Raw genomic sequence first — 14,769 nt, 5'->3', positions numbered from 1 at the left:
CTCAGGCCGCCGGCCAGGCCATGAGCGCGGTCCGCGCCACCCCTTCCAGCTGCGCGCGCGACGCGCCGTCGCGCGCCTGGATCGACATTCCGTACAGCACCGTCACGAAATATTCCGCGAGCGCATCGACGCTCGCACCAGCCGGCAATTCACCCTCCCGCAGCGCGCGCGCGAGGTGATCGCGCAAGCGCACGACGAACGCGCGCCGCTGCTCGCGCAACAGCGCGCACGCCTCCTCGCTCGCCACCTCGCCGGGCAGCGCGCCCAGCACGACCAGACAGCCGCGCGGCCGCGCCTCGAGCGTCAGGCTCCACGCGGCCGTCATCAGCGTCCGCCCGAGCGCGTCGCGCACCGCGCCCGGCGCATCGAGCGCGTCCAGCACATGTCGGCCGTCGGTGCACAGATAACGCTCCACCACCGCCCGGAACAACGCGTCCTTGCCGCCGAACGCCGCGTACAGGCTCGGCGCGGCCACCCCCATCGCCGCCGTCAGATCGGCCATGCTGGTGGCTTCGTAGCCGCGCGCCCAGAACAGTTCCATCGCGCGCGCCAGCGCTTCATCGCGGTCGAAACGACGCGGACGTCCCCGCTCTGCCATGTCATTCCCTATTTATATAACGGTCACTAAATAAATCGATTGACGGCCTGCCAGCCGTCCCGCATCATTTTATAACGATCACTACAGAAAGGAACGATCATGTCGACCTCCGTGCTTGCCCCATCCATCGTCCAACCGCTCGTGCGCGGCCGCACGCCGCTGACCGGCAAGGTCGCGCTCGTCACCGGCGCGAGCCGCGGGATCGGCGCCGCGATCGCGCGCCGCCTCGCGGCGGACGGCGCCGACGTCGTCGTCACCTACGCCCGTTCGGCCGACGCGGCGCAGGCCGTGGTGCGCGAGATCGAGGCGCTCGGCCGGCGCGCGCTGGCCCTGCAGGCCGACGCCGCCGACGCGCGCGCGGCGGCCCGCGCGGTCGAACAGACCGTGGAGGCATTCGGCCGCCTCGACATCCTGGTCAACAACGCGGGGCTCGGCCTGATCAAGCCGTTCGAGGACATCACGTTCGACGAATTCGACGAACTCGTCGCGGTCAACGTGCGCGCCGTGTTCGCGACGACCCAGGCGGCGGCGCGCCATCTGCGCGCGGGCGGCCGCGTGATCACGATCGGCAGTTGCCTCGCGGAAGTCGTCGACAACGGCGCGGCGGCCGTCTACGCGATGACGAAGGCGGCCTTGATCGGCCTCAACAAGGGCATCGCGCGCGACCTCGGGCCGCGCGGCGTCACGGCGAACCTCGTGCATCCGGGCCCGGTCGACACCGACATGAATCCGGCCGACGGTCCGCACGCGGACTACCAGCGCGGCCGGCTCGCGCTCGGCCATTTCGGCGCGCCCGACGACGTCGCCGGCGCGGTCGCCTATCTCGCGAGCGAGGAAAGCCGCTTCATCACCGGCGCGGCGATCACGATCGACGGCGGCGCGAACATCTGACACCCGCGCGCCGGACATGAAAAAGGCGGCTCGCGCCGCCTCTTTTTCGCCGTATCGGATCGCACTCAGGCCGCGCGCCGGTTCACGATCGTGCGATGCGCGGGAAAGCGCGCGGTGAAGGTGCTGCCGCGCCCTTCCTCGCTCTGGATCAGCAGTTGCGCGTCATGCCGCTGCAGCACGTGCTTCGCGATCGCGAGCCCGAGCCCCGTGCCGCCCGTGTCGCGCGAACGGCTGCGGTCGACGCGGTAGAAGCGTTCGGTCAGGCGCGGCAGGTCGGCGGCCGGGATGCCGAGGCCGCTGTCGGTCACCGAGAACACCGCCTGCGCACCGTCGCGCCGCCATTCGACGCGGATCCTGCCGCCCTCGGGCGTGTAGCGCACCGCATTCGTGACCAGGTTGCCGAGCGCGCTGAAGATCTCCGTCTGCGCGCCTGTCACCGAGAGCGCCTCGTCGATATCGAAACTGATCTGATGATGGCCGCTCGACAGCGTGTTCGCATCTTCCCGCAGATGACCGAGCACGCCGCGCATGTCGACCACGCGATCGGCGGGCGGCTTGCTTTCGCCTTCGAGTTTCGCGAGCACCAGCAGGTCGGTCACGATCGAGCGCATGCGCGACGCCTGCTGCTCCATCATTTCCAGGTAACGCGCCCGCTCGTCCTCCGACAGGGGCAGCTCGCGCAAGGTCTCGAGGAAACCGGACAACACCGTGAGCGGCGTCTTCAACTCGTGCGACACGTTCGCGACGAAGTCGCGCCGCATCGCGTCGGTGCGTTCGAGTTCCGTGATGTCCTGCGTGAGCAGCAGCTTGCGGTTTTCCCCGTACGGGAACACCTGCACCGACAGCACGTTCTGGCGCGCGCCGCCCATTCCGCGCATCACGAGCATCTCGTCGTAATGCTGCGCGTTCAGGTAGCGGACGAAATCAGGATGCCGGACCAGGTGCGTGATGTGCTGGCGCAGATCGCGCTTCGCGTCGAGCCCGAAGTGAACCTCGGCGATCGCGTTGCACCACTCGATCTGGTCGCGGTCGTCGAGCATCGCGACGCCGTTCGGCGAGGCCTGGATCGCCTGGATGAAGCGCGAGTGCTGCTGCTCGACCTGGCGCACCTGCGCGTGCCATTGCTTGGCCAGCTTGTGCAACCGGTAATAGATTTCGCCCCAGATGCCCGGCGCGCTCGGCACCTCGCCGTAGACGGGCGCATCGAGCAGACGCCACAGGCGCTGTGTATGAAAGGTGCCGAAGAAGCTTTGCGCGACCAGCATCAGGAGCGCGAAGACCAGCGCGCTCCTGATGCCGATGAACACGCCGATCAGCGTGCTCAGCAGCGCGAGCAGCACGAGCGACACCAGAAAACGCGCCCAGATGATGTTCATGGATGGCGCTCAAGCAAGAGGAAAACTGTGTGATTCAGGCAGCGCGCGCGGCGCGCCGCGGGTGATGTCATGCGTGCTTGGCGAGCCGGTAGCCGCTGCCGCGCACGGTTTCGATCATAGCATCGCAGCCGGCCGGCTTGAGCGCCGCGCGCAGGCGCTTGATGTGCACGTCGACGGTGCGTTCCTCGACGAACACGTGATCGCCCCACACCTGATCGAGCAACTGCGTGCGGCTGTGCACGCGCTCCGGGTGCGTCATGAAGAAATGCAGCAGGCGGAACTCGGTCGGGCCGAGGTCGAGCTTGATCTCGCTGCCCTCGGCGTGCGCCGCGACCCGGTGCGTGGCGGGATCGAGGCGCAGGCCGTTGATCGACACCACGTCCTCGGTCAGCTGCGGCGCGCGGCGGCGCAGCACCGCCTTGATGCGCGCCATCAGCTCCTTCGGCGAGAACGGCTTGGTCACGTAATCGTCCGCGCCGATCTCGAGACCCAGCACCTTGTCCTGCTCGTCGCCGCGCGCGGTGAGCATGATGATCGGGATATGCTTGGTGCGCTCGTTGTTGCGCAGGTCACGCGCGAACGCGATGCCGGACTTGCCCGGCAGCATCCAGTCGAGCAGCACCAGATCCGGCAGCACGTCGCTGATCAGGTTCTGCGCCTGCTCCGCGTTGTATGCGCGAATCGGGCAATGGCCCGCGTGCTGAAGATTCACCGAGATCAATTCGGAAATCGCAGGCTCATCTTCAATGACAAGAATGTTGCTGGGCATCGGCACCTCTGTCCGTCCTTAAAGTGACGTGTTAACTGTTGGCTTCGCGGTCGAGCAGATCGCGCGGCTGGTGCCGCACGTCGGTGCCCTTCACGATGTAGATGATGAATTCGGCGATGTTCTTCGCGTGGTCGCCGATCCGCTCGATCGCCTTCGCGATGAACAGATAGTCGAGCCCGACCGAGATCGTACGCGGATCTTCCTGCATGTACGACACGAGCTTGCGCACGAACGCGCGGAATTCGAGGTCGATTTCCTTGTCGTCCTTGACGATCTGCGCGGCCGCGACCGTGTCGAGGCGCGCGAACGCGTCGAGCGCCCGACGCAGGATCGTCACGGCCATCTCGCCCGAGATCTTGATCTCGGCGATGTTCACGCTGCGCGCGACCGGCTCGTCGACGAGGCGCCGCACCCGCTTCGCGATCTTCTCCGCCTCGTCGCCCGCGCGCTCGAGGTTCGTGATCGTCTTCGAGATCGACATCAGGAGCCGCAGGTCGCGCGCGGCCGGCTGGCGGCGCGCGATGATGTTGCCGCACTCCTCGTCGATCTCGACTTCCATGTGATTGAGGCGCTCTTCCGCCGCGATCACGCGCTCGGCCGCCGCGCGGTCGAACTCGTTGAGCGCGTGCATCGCCTCCGTGATCTGCGCCTCGACGAGGCCGCCCATTTCCAGAACCTTCGACGACACCGCGTTCAGATCGGCGTCGAACTGGCTGGACAGATGTTTATCCGACATGATGTGTTCTCTCCCTCATCAACCGAAGCGGCCGGTGATGTAATCCTCGGTTTCCTTGCGCACCGGCTTGATGAAGATCTTCTCGGTCTCGCCGAACTCGATCAGTTCGCCCAGGTACATGTACGCCGTGTAGTCCGAGCAGCGCGCCGCCTGCTGCATGTTGTGCGTGACAATCACGACCGTGTAGTCGCTCTTCAGCTCCGCGATCAGTTCCTCGATGCGGCCGGTCGAGATCGGGTCGAGCGCCGAGCACGGCTCGTCGAGCAGCAGCACTTCCGGCCGGATCGCGATGCCGCGCGCGATGCACAGGCGCTGCTGCTGGCCGCCGGACAGCCCGTAGCCGCTCTGGTGAACCTTGTCCTTCACCTCGTTCCACAGCGCGGCCTTGGTCAGCGCCCACTCGACGCGGTCGTCCATCTCCGAGCGCGTGAGTTTCTCGAACATTTTCACGCCGAACGCGATGTTGTCATAGATCGACATCGGGAACGGGGTCGGCTTCTGGAACACCATGCCGATCCGCGCGCGCAGGAGCGAGATGTCGCGCGTGGTCTCGAGCAGGTTCTCGCCGTCCATCACGATCTGGCCTTCCGCGCGCTGCTCCGGATAGAGCGCGTACATCTTGTTGAAGGTGCGCAGGAGCGTCGACTTGCCGCAACCCGACGGGCCGATGAACGCGGTCACCTTGCCTTCCGGGATGCGCATGTTGATGTTCTTCAGCGCATGGAACTTGTTGTAGAAGAAGTTCAGGTTGTTGACTTCGATCTTCGCGTTGAGCGGCGCGAGCGGGCTCTCGCCCGGTTGCGCGTGGCCGCCGGCCGGCGCCGTGGCGCGATCGATGGAGTTCAGGTGGCTTTCTGCCATGTTCATCGGATTGCTCCGCCGTTACTTTTTCGAGAAGATCGAGCGCGCGAGGATATTGAGCCCCAGCACGCCGAGCGTAATCAGGAAGACGCCGGCCCAGGCGAGTGACTGCCACTCGGCGAACGGGCTCATGGCGAACTTGTAGATCGTGACCGGCAGGTTCGCGATCGGCTGGTTCATGTCGAGCGAGAAGAACTGGTTCGACAGCGCGGTGAACAGGAGCGGCGCGGTTTCGCCGGCGATCCGCGCGACCGCGAGCAGCACGCCCGTCACGATCCCGCCGATCGACGCGCGCAGCGTGATCGCCATCACCATCCGCCATTTCGGCGTGCCGAGCGCAAAGGCCGCCTCGCGCAGCGCGTTCGGCACCAGCTTCAGCATGTTCTCGGTGGTGCGGATCACGATCGGCACCTGCAGCAGCGCGAGCGCGATCACGCCGGCCCAGCCGCTGAAGCGGCCCGACTTCGCGACCACGAGCGCATACACGAACAGGCCGACGACGATCGACGGCGCGGACAGCAGGATGTCGTTGATGAAGCGCATCAGGCTCGCGAGCCAGTTCTTCTGGCCGTACTCGGCCAGATAGACGCCCGCGAGGATCCCGACCGGCGTGCCGACGAAGGTCGCGAGGCCGACCAGCATCAGGCTGCCGACGATCGCATTCGCGAGGCCGCCGCCCGCGGTGTTCGGCGCGGGAGTCGACTCGATGAACAGCGACACCGACAGGCCGCCGATGCCGAGATGCAGCGTCGTGTAGAGAATCCAGACGAGCCACACGAGGCCGAACACCATCGCGCCCAGCGAGGCCGTGAGCGCCATCGCGTTGGTCGCCTTGCGGCGGCGCTGCAGCTTCTCGCGCATCGCGTCGAGCGCCGCGCCGCGCACGCCGCCCGGCAGGTTCAGAATAGGCTCGCTCATTTCTTGCCCTCTCCTTTTTCGAGGCGCAGCAGCATCAGCTTGGAGATGGCCAGCACGATGAAGGTGATCACGAACAGGATCAGCCCGAGTTCCATCAGCGCCGAGGTATGCAGGCCCGGCGCCGCTTCCGCGAACTCGTTGGCGAGCGCGGAGGTGATGCTGTTGCCCGGCGAGTACAGCGAGATGTTGTCGAGCAGGTTGGTGTTGCCGATCACGAAGGTCACGGCCATGGTCTCGCCGAGCGCGCGGCCGAGGCCGAGCATCACGCCGCCGATCACGCCGGTCTTCGTATAGGGCAGCACGATCTTCCACATCACTTCCCAGGTCGTGCAGCCGATTCCGTAGGCCGACTCCTTGAGCAGCACCGGCGTGACCTCGAACACGTCACGCATCACCGAGGCGATGTACGGGATGATCATGATCGCGAGGATCACGCCCGCGCTCAGGATGCCGATGCCGATCGGCGGGCCCTGGAACAAGGCGCCGAGCCCCGGGATCGGGCCGAGCAGCTTGCCGATGGGCTTCTGGAAGTATTCCGCGAAGATCGGCGCGAACACGAGCAGGCCCCACATGCCGTACACGATCGACGGGATCGCGGCGAGCAGCTCGATCGCGATGCCGAGCGGACGGCGCAGCCAGACGGGCGACAGCTCGGTGAGGAACAGCGCGATGCCGAAGCTGACCGGCACCGCGATCACGAGGGCGATGAGGGACGTGACGATCGTGCCGTAGATCGGCACCAACGCCCCGTACACGTCGGAATTGGGATCCCATTCGGATTGCCAGAGGAAGGCCAGGCCGAATTTCTGGATGGTCGGCATCGACGCGATGATCAGCGAAACGATGATGCCGCCGAGCAGCAGCAGCGTGACGATCGCAGCGAGACGCGTCAGGCCGCCGAAGATGAGGTCGCCGAGCCGGCTCGGCGCGCGCTGGAGCCCTTGGCTCGTCGACGCGAGAGGAAAATCAGACATGGGAGCCTGTTATTCAGGGGCGGACGGCCTGGGCCGCCCACCGGTACCGCACACGCCGCCCGGTGAACCGGGCGGCGAACCGCTGCCGCTTACTCGGCGACCGACTTGCCTGCTGCGTCCGTCACCTTGACCTTCCACTGCTTGCGGATCTCGGTCTCGACCGCCGACGGCAGCGAGATGTAGTCGAGGTCATCCGCGGCCTTCGAGCCGTTCTTGAACGCCCAGTCGAAGAATTTCAGCGTTTCCGCGCCTTGCGCCGGCTTTTCCTGCTTCGCGTGCAGGAGCACGAAGGTCGCGCCGACCACCGGCCATGCATCCTTGCCCGGCTGGTTCGTCAGGATCTGGTAGAACGACTTCGACCAGTTCGCGCCGGCGGCCGCTGCCTTGAAGGTTTCGGTCTTCGGCTCGACCACGTTGCCCGTCGCGTTCTTCAGGTCCGTGTAGACCATGTTGTTCTTCTTCGCGTACGCCCACTCGACGTAGCCGATCGCGCCCGGCAGACGCTGCACGAAAGCCGCGACGCCGTCGTTGCCCTTGCCGCCCGTGCCGGTCGGCCAGTTGACGGTCGTGCCTTCGCCGATCTTCGACTTCCACTCTTCGTTGACCTTCGACAGGTAGTTCGTCCAGATGAAGCTCGTGCCCGAGCCGTCCGCGCGGCGCACCACCGCGATGTCGGTATCCGGCAGCTTGACCTTCGGGTTCAGCGCGGCGATCGCCGGATCGTTCCACTTCTTGATCTTGCCCAGGTAGATGTCGCCGAGCACCGGGCCCGACAGCGCGATCTCGCCGGGCTTCACGCCGGGCACGTTGATCACGGGCACCACGCCGCCGACGACGGTCGGGAACTGGAACAGGCCTTCCTTGGCCAGTTCATCGTCCTTCAGCGGTGCGTCGGAGCCGGCGAAATCGACCGTCTTCGCGATGATCTGCTTGAGACCGCCCGACGAGCCGATGCCCTGGTAGTTGATCTTCGCACCGCCGGACTGCTGGTAGTCAGCGGCCCATTTCGTGTAGATCGGCATCGCGAAGGTGCTGCCCGCGCCGGTGATGTCGGCGGCGTGCGCGGCGACCGCGAAAAGCGCGCCAGCCAGGCCGGCAAACGCGGTTTGCATCAATTTCATGAGACCTCCAGTGTGTGAGCGGATGACTACGGCACCGCGAAGATTAGGGGCTGCTCATGACGGTAATGTGACAATCGATGAAACTGGCGTGACAGTAACATGACTGTTTGAAAGGCGGCAACGCGGGAAAATGGGCGGCGATGCGCGGCTGGGCAAGCCCGCCTGTAGAGGGTAGGCGAAAAGTCACGGGACGGAAAAAAATCCCGCGGCGGGCGCCGGAGATGCGTGAAATAGAAGCCCGTGAAGCGTTGGGGATGGCCCCGCGCGGCGGGTGCTGGTGGCTGGTGGCTGGTGGCTGGTGGCTGGTGGCCGGTGCCGGTGCCGGTGCCGGTGCCGGTGCCGGTGAGCGGTGCCGGTGCCGGGTGCCGGTGCCGGTGCCGGGTGCCGGTGAGCGGTGAGCGGTGCGCGGTGCCGGTGCGCGGTGCCGGTGCGCGGTGCCGGTGCGCGGTGCCGGTGCGCGGTGCGCGGTGCGCGGTGCGCGGTGCGCGGTGCGCGGTGCGCGGTGCGCGGTGCGCGGTGCGCGGTGCCGGTGCGCGGCGCGGCTGACGCCACGCCGGATTGAGGGACTGAGCGATGCAGGATGCGCGCGCCGCCGGCGTGACGGCCGGCCCGGACCTGTCCGGGATTTTGTGGGCGGGGCATATCATGAGAGGTAAAAGTCATGGATATGCGGACAGGTCCGCCGGCCCGCGCGCTGCGCTCAGGTGGTGGCTTCGCGCACCACCTCGGCGATCGCCTCCGCATGGCGGGCCGCGGCCGCGGCATCCTCGGCCTCGACCATCACGCGCAACACGGGCTCGGTGCCCGAGGCACGGATCAGCACCCGGCCGCTGCCGGCCAGCGCCTGCTCGGCGGACGCAATCGCGTCGCGGATCGCCGCGCTGCCTTTCCAGTCCGCGCCCGGCTTCATGCGGACGTTGATCAGCTTCTGCGGAAACAACGTGACGCCGTTCAGCATCTCGGCGAGCGTCTGCCCGCTGCGCTTGAGCGCGGCCAGCACCAGCAGCGCGGAAACAATGCCGTCTCCGGTCGAATGACGATCGAGCGACAGGATATGACCCGACCCCTCCGCGCCAAGCTGCCAGCCGCGCTCGTGCAGTTGTTCGAGCACATAGCGGTCACCAACCGCCGCGCGCACGAACTGCACGCCCGCCTGTTTCAGCGCCACCTCGACGGCCAGATTCGTCATCAGCGTGCCGACCGCGCCGTCGACCCGGCCGTTGGTCGCGATCCGGTCCTTGACCAGGACGTACAGCAGCTCGTCGCCGTTGTACAGGCGGCCCGCGCCGTCAACCACCTGCAGCCGATCCGCGTCGCCGTCGAGCGCGATGCCGAGATCCGCACGGTTCGCGCGCACCGAACGCATCAGCGCGTCCGGCGCGGTCGCGCCGACGCCGTCGTTGATGTTGAAACCGTTCGGCGCGACGCCGATCGGGATCACGTCGGCGCCGAGCTCGTGAAACACGTGCGGCGCGATCTGGTAGGCCGCGCCATGCGCGCAATCGATCACGAGCTTCATGCCGCGCAGATCGAACGCCGCCGGGAACGTGCTTTTGCAGAACTCGATGTAGCGGCCGCCCGCGTCGTCGAGCCGGCGCGCCTTGCCGAGCCCGTCGGACGGCGCGCAGTCGAGCCGCTTGTCGAGCCACGCCTCGATTTCAGACTCCGTCTCGTCCGGGAGCTTGTTGCCGTCGGCCGAGAAAAACTTGATCCCATTGTCGTGGTACGGGTTGTGCGACGCGCTGATCACGACGCCCGCCGACAGGCGCAGCGCGCGCGTCAGGTATGCGACGCCCGGCGTCGGCATCGGGCCGGCCAGCATCACGTCGACGCCCGCCGCCGAGAAGCCCGCCTCCAGCGCGGCTTCAAGCATGTAGCCCGACACCCGCGTGTCCTTGCCGATCAGCACCGTCGGTCGCGCGCCGGCGGCCTGGGCGCCCGAGGCGCGCGCGAGGACCTTGCCGGCCGCGTAGCCGAGCCGCAGCACGAAATCCGGCGTGATCGGCGCCTCGCCAACCGTGCCGCGAATGCCGTCCGTACCGAAATAACGACGTCCCATAGGGAATATTCCTCCTTGTTTCGACTTAAGCGCGACGTGCGGCTTCGCGCACGGCATGCCAGATTTTCAGTGCATCGACGGTCGGCGCGACATCGTGCACCCGCACGATCGCCGCGCCCCGCTCCACCGCGCACAGCGCGGCCGCGACGCTCGCCGCGACCCGCTCCGGCGCGGGCTTGTCGATCACCGCGCCCAGCATCGACTTGCGCGACATGCCGGCGAGGATCGGGTAAGGCCGGCCGTCGGGCCGCGCGGGCGTGGTCGCGGGCAGATGCGCGAGCAAGGCGTAGTTGTGCTCGATCACCGTCTTGCCGAACCCGAAGCCCGGATCGACGCTGATGCGCTGGGCGTCGATGCCCGCCGCCTGCAGGGCCGTCGCGCGCGCCGCGAGAAAATCGCGCACCTCGCCGACCACGTCATCGTAGGCCGGTTCGCCCACCTGCATGGTCTGAGGCTCGCCGAGCATATGCATCACGCACAGCCCGCATTCACTGTCCTTCACCGCCTCGATCGCGCCCGGCTGGCGCAGCCCCCAGATATCGTTGATCAGGTCCGCGCCGGCCGCCAGCGACGCACGCATCACATCCGGCTTGTAGGTATCCACCGACAGCGGCACGCCGGCCCCGCGCAGCGCCTCGATGAGCGGGATCACGCGCGCCAGTTCCTCGTCGAGCGGCACCGGCGGCGCGCCGGGGCGGGTCGATTCGCCGCCGATGTCGAGCAGGTCCGCGCCGTCGGCCAGCATCTGCTCGGCCTGACGCAGCGCGGCGTCGCGCGCGAGATAGCGGCCGCCGTCCGAGAACGAATCCGGGGTGACGTTGAGGATGCCCATCACGAGCGGACGGGTGAAGTCGAGCGTGAAGCGGCCGCAGCGCAGCGGCGCGGGGACGAACGGGAAAGAAGATCTGGACACGGATAAGAGCGACGCGTGGTGTCGCAATGATAGTGCGGAGAAAGCAAAACGGGCCGGTGTGACAGCCACACCAGCCCGTGAATCCAGCGCGCGCCCGGTCAGGCCGGTGCGGTCGCGTTGCCCGGCTTGACTTCGGTGCCGGCGCTGCCGCCCGACGACGGATCGCTCGCGGGCGGGCTGCTCTTCGGCGAGCGCGGCGGACGACCTTCCATGATGTCGTTGATCTGATCGGCGTCGATCGTCTCCCACTCCATCAGCGCGGCCGTCATCGCCTCGACCTTGTCGCGGTTCTCGTCGAGCAGGCGACGCGCGAGGTTGTACTGCTGATCGAGCACCCGGCGGATTTCCGCGTCGACCTTCTGCTGCGTCGCCTCGGAAATCGTGCGCGTGAAGCCGCGCCCGAACGGGCTGGCGTCGTTCTCGTCGTCGACGTAGACCATCGGCCCGAGCGCATCGGTCATCCCGAAACGGGCCACCATCGCACGCGCGGTTTGCGTCGCCTTGTTGAAGTCGTCCGAGGCCCCCGTGCTGAGGAGGTCCATGAACAGCTCTTCCGCGACCCGGCCGCCGAACAGGATCGCGAGGCGATCGAGCAGGTAGTCCTTCGAATAGGTCTCGTTGTCATGCTCCGGCAGCTGCCAGGTCACGCCCAGCGCGCGACCGCGCGGGATGATCGTGACCTTGTGCACCGGATCGGCCTTCGGCAGCAGCTTCGCCACCACCGCGTGGCCCGACTCGTGGTACGCGGTGGCCCGCTTCGCTTCCTCGCGGATCACGGCCGACTTGCGCTCCGGACCCATGAAGATCTTGTCCTTCGCATCTTCGAAGTCCTGCATCTCGACGATGCGCTTGCCGCGACGCGCCGCGAACAGCGCGGCTTCGTTCACGAGGTTCGCGAGATCGGCGCCCGAGAAGCCCGGCGTGCCGCGTGCGATGACCGCCGCGTCGACGTCGTTCGAGATCGGCACCTTGCGCAGGTGCACGCGCATGATCTGCTCGCGGCCGCGGATGTCGGGCAGGCCGACATACACCTGGCGGTCGAAACGACCCGGGCGCAGCAGCGCCTTGTCGAGCACGTCGGAACGGTTGGTCGCGGCGATCACGATCACGCCCGAATTCGCCTCGAAGCCGTCCATCTCGACCAGCATCTGGTTCAAGGTCTGCTCGCGCTCGTCGTTGCCGCCGCCCATGCCGGCGCCGCGATGACGGCCGACCGCGTCGATTTCATCGATGAACACGATGCACGGCGCATGCTTCTTCGCCTGCTCGAACATGTCGCGCACACGGGCCGCGCCGACGCCGACGAACATTTCGACGAAATCGGAACCCGAGATGCTGAAGAACGGCACCTTCGCCTCGCCGGCGATCGCGCGGGCGAGCAGCGTCTTGCCGGTGCCCGGCGGGCCGACAAGCAGCACGCCGCGCGGAATCCGGCCGCCGAGCTTCTGGAATTTCTGCGGATCGCGCAGGAAGTCGACCAGTTCGGACACCTCCTCCTTCGCTTCGTCGCAGCCCGCGACGTCGGAGAAATTGACCGCGTTGTTGTTTTCGTCGATCAGACGCGCGCGCGATTTGCCGAACGAGAACGCCCCGCCCTTACCGCCGCCCTGCATCTGCCGCATCATGTAGAACCAGAAACCGATGATCAGGATCGTCGGCCCCAGATAGTAGAGCGCGGAAACGAACGCATTCGGCTCGTCGTCTGCCTTGCCGCTGACTTGCACGCCGTACTTCATCAGGTCGCCGACCATCCAGATGTCGCCGGGCGACACGATCTGGTACTTCTGGCCATCCGCGGGAGTGACGGTGAGGTTACGCCCCTGCACGATGACGTTCTTGACCTTGCCGTTCTTCGCGTCGTCCATGAACTGCGAATACGACACACCTTCCTGGACGCGGGGCTTATCGAACTGCTTGAACACCGTAAACAGCACCAGTGCGATTACCAGCCACACTGCTGCCTTGGAAAACATATTGTTGTTCAAAGCACCACTCCTTCACTCATAGACGAGCGCCTACATATTCCTTGCGGCGCTCTTCAGGCATTCTAATCCAGTCCGCAGGCCCCTGCCATAACGATTCATTACCGCCCTGATAGGCGGAACGCATGGCCGGCAAGGGCCGGGACAGGGCCTGCGGCATCACGCCCCGGTTATCGGGGATGCTTGAGATGCCGACCCAAAATAAACGTCTCGGACGATTTGTCGCGGGAAGCCTTCGGCTTGCGCGGAGCCACCGTCCTGAATTGTTGCTTGAACTTCTCGACAATCTGGCTGTAGCCACTGCCGTGGAAACACTTGACCAGCAGCGCCCCATCCGGCTTCAGATGGTTCTGCGAGAATTCAAGCGCCAGATCGCACACATGCTCGATCCGTGCCGCGTCCGCGATCGCCACCCCGGACAGATTGGGGGCCATGTCTGAAATTACAAGATCGACCTCGCGACCTTCGAGCACCGCCTCCAATTGCGCGAGCACCTCGTCCTCGCGGAAGTCGCCGAGGATGAAGTGCACGTCGGCGATCGGCTCCATCGGCAACATGTCGAGCGCGATGATCGTGCCGTCGATGCCGCCTTCGCGCGCGGCGTCGCGGTGCCTGCCCTGCGCGAGCTTGTTGCGCGCGTACTGGCTCCAGCTGCCCGGCGTGGCGCCGAGGTCGACGATGACCTGACCCGGCCGGATCAGCTTGTCCTGCTCGTCGATTTCCTTGAGCTTGTACGCGGCGCGCGCGCGATAGCCTTCCCGCTGCGCCATCTTGACGTACGGATCGTTGATGTGGTCATGCAACCAGTGCTGGTTAAAGCGATTCTTTGCCATTCGAACGAGAGATTGCTGCCAATTGCTTCGTGAAGCCGCGCTTTTGGCGGATAATACGCGTCTTATTCGCGCGACTCGCGGCCGTTTCGGGCCGAAGTCGCGATTTTACGTGGTTTCGGCGCGCCGCCGGAGAAAAGCCGTGAGGCTGATCGCCCGGCCCGCGCCCTCAGAGTGAAGTCATCCATGCCCGCCCTTTCGCTTTCCCCCGCCGAGCGCTCCGCGCTGCGGTCCCAGGCCCATGCGCTCAAGCCGGTCGTGCTGATCGGCGCCGAAGGCCTGACCGACGCCGTGCTGGCCGAGATCAAGGTCCACCTCGCCGCGCACCAGCTCATCAAGATCCGCGTGTTCGGCGACGAACGCGACGCGCGCATCGCGATCTACGACGAGGTCTGCGATCGATTGAACGCCGCGCCGATCCAGCACATCGGCAAGCTGCTCGTGATCTGGCGCCCCGAGCAGGCGGCGCCCGCGCCGACGCGCGGCCGTCGCGGCGCGCCGAGCGCCCGCGAGATCGCGCTGCAGCGCGGCGAACCGGAACAACCGGGCAAGGGCCGTGCCCCGCGCGTCGTCAAGGTGGTCAAGCAGACGCTCGACAAGCCGCTGCGCAAGCCCAAGGCACAGAAGGTCGTGGTGCGCGGCAACGAGCGCGTGACGGCGGGCGGCAACGTCAAGCGCGCCAAGAAGCGTCAGTCCAGCGCCAAGCGCCCGTTCCAGAACGACAAGTAAGCCGCTCCGGGC

General features: G+C 66.6%; 14 protein-coding genes. 2 read left to right on the top strand and 12 right to left on the bottom strand.

Annotated elements, in window-relative coordinates; genetic code table 11:
• Position 1: 1 nt before the first annotated feature.
• Entirely contained in the window at positions 2-598 is a 597-nt protein-coding gene (locus tag Bsp3421_RS18855; RefSeq protein WP_274002369.1) for a TetR/AcrR family transcriptional regulator, read from the bottom strand.
• 99 nt (positions 599-697) lie between these two features.
• Here Bsp3421_RS18855 and Bsp3421_RS18850 point away from each other — a divergent pair, with 99 nt between their 5' ends.
• Positions 698-1,489: an SDR family NAD(P)-dependent oxidoreductase gene (locus Bsp3421_RS18850; RefSeq protein WP_274002367.1), complete on the top strand. Its 792-nt coding sequence runs from the start codon at positions 698-700 to the stop codon at positions 1,487-1,489.
• 65 nt (positions 1,490-1,554) lie between these two features.
• Here the strand turns inward: Bsp3421_RS18850 and phoR are convergent, their stop codons facing one another.
• The 11 genes from phoR to Bsp3421_RS18795 all read right to left on the bottom strand — a co-directional run bounded on the left by phoR (position 1,555) and on the right by Bsp3421_RS18795 (position 14,031).
• Positions 1,555-2,865, bottom strand: coding sequence for a phosphate regulon sensor histidine kinase PhoR (gene phoR, locus Bsp3421_RS18845; protein ID WP_274002365.1), 1,311 nt, complete (start codon positions 2,863-2,865; stop codon positions 1,555-1,557).
• A 67-nt stretch (positions 2,866-2,932) separates the two neighbouring features.
• Positions 2,933-3,634 carry a phosphate regulon transcriptional regulator PhoB gene (gene phoB / locus Bsp3421_RS18840; RefSeq protein ID WP_017332664.1) on the bottom strand — a complete coding sequence of 234 codons (702 nt, stop codon included), beginning with the start codon at positions 3,632-3,634 and terminating at the stop codon, positions 2,933-2,935.
• A gap of 31 nt (positions 3,635-3,665) precedes the next feature.
• Complete coding sequence (gene phoU, locus Bsp3421_RS18835; protein WP_274002363.1) at positions 3,666-4,370, bottom strand: phosphate signaling complex protein PhoU; 705 nt, start codon at positions 4,368-4,370, stop codon at positions 3,666-3,668.
• Positions 4,371-4,388: 18 nt separating this feature from the next.
• Positions 4,389-5,237, bottom strand: a complete 849-nt coding sequence (gene pstB, locus Bsp3421_RS18830) for a phosphate ABC transporter ATP-binding protein PstB (RefSeq protein ID WP_274002361.1) — start codon at positions 5,235-5,237, stop codon at positions 4,389-4,391.
• Between the two features lie 15 nt (positions 5,238-5,252).
• Positions 5,253-6,149: a phosphate ABC transporter permease PstA gene (pstA, locus tag Bsp3421_RS18825; protein WP_274002359.1), complete on the bottom strand. Its 897-nt coding sequence runs from the start codon at positions 6,147-6,149 to the stop codon at positions 5,253-5,255.
• Positions 6,146-7,123 (bottom strand): phosphate ABC transporter permease PstC, encoded by a 978-nt coding sequence (pstC, locus tag Bsp3421_RS18820; RefSeq protein ID WP_274002358.1) that lies wholly within the window; start codon positions 7,121-7,123, stop codon positions 6,146-6,148. The genes pstA and pstC overlap by 4 nt, the downstream gene beginning before the upstream one ends.
• Before the next feature lie 89 nt (positions 7,124-7,212).
• On the bottom strand, positions 7,213-8,244 hold the full coding sequence (gene pstS / locus Bsp3421_RS18815; protein WP_274002356.1) for a phosphate ABC transporter substrate-binding protein PstS: 1,032 nt from the start codon (positions 8,242-8,244) through the stop codon (positions 7,213-7,215).
• A 700-nt stretch (positions 8,245-8,944) separates the two neighbouring features.
• The gene (gene glmM, locus Bsp3421_RS18810; protein ID WP_274002354.1) at positions 8,945-10,303 is read right to left on the bottom strand and encodes a phosphoglucosamine mutase; all 1,359 of its coding nucleotides are present in this window, start codon (positions 10,301-10,303) and stop codon (positions 8,945-8,947) included.
• 25 nt (positions 10,304-10,328) lie between these two features.
• The gene (gene folP, locus Bsp3421_RS18805) at positions 10,329-11,135 is read right to left on the bottom strand and encodes a dihydropteroate synthase (RefSeq protein ID WP_443111592.1); all 807 of its coding nucleotides are present in this window, start codon (positions 11,133-11,135) and stop codon (positions 10,329-10,331) included.
• Between the two features lie 179 nt (positions 11,136-11,314).
• Entirely contained in the window at positions 11,315-13,201 is a 1,887-nt protein-coding gene (gene ftsH / locus Bsp3421_RS18800) for an ATP-dependent zinc metalloprotease FtsH (RefSeq protein ID WP_274002353.1), read from the bottom strand.
• A 167-nt stretch (positions 13,202-13,368) separates the two neighbouring features.
• Entirely contained in the window at positions 13,369-14,031 is a 663-nt protein-coding gene (locus tag Bsp3421_RS18795; RefSeq protein WP_274002352.1) for an RlmE family RNA methyltransferase, read from the bottom strand.
• Between the two features lie 183 nt (positions 14,032-14,214).
• Here Bsp3421_RS18795 and Bsp3421_RS18790 point away from each other — a divergent pair, with 183 nt between their 5' ends.
• On the top strand, positions 14,215-14,757 hold the full coding sequence (locus Bsp3421_RS18790) for a YhbY family RNA-binding protein (RefSeq protein WP_274002351.1): 543 nt from the start codon (positions 14,215-14,217) through the stop codon (positions 14,755-14,757).
• Positions 14,758-14,769: the final 12 nt, after the last annotated feature.

The organism is Burkholderia sp. FERM BP-3421, from assembly GCF_028657905.1.
Classification (GTDB): domain Bacteria; phylum Pseudomonadota; class Gammaproteobacteria; order Burkholderiales; family Burkholderiaceae; genus Burkholderia.
This window is presented reverse-complemented; position numbering and strand designations above follow the sequence as displayed.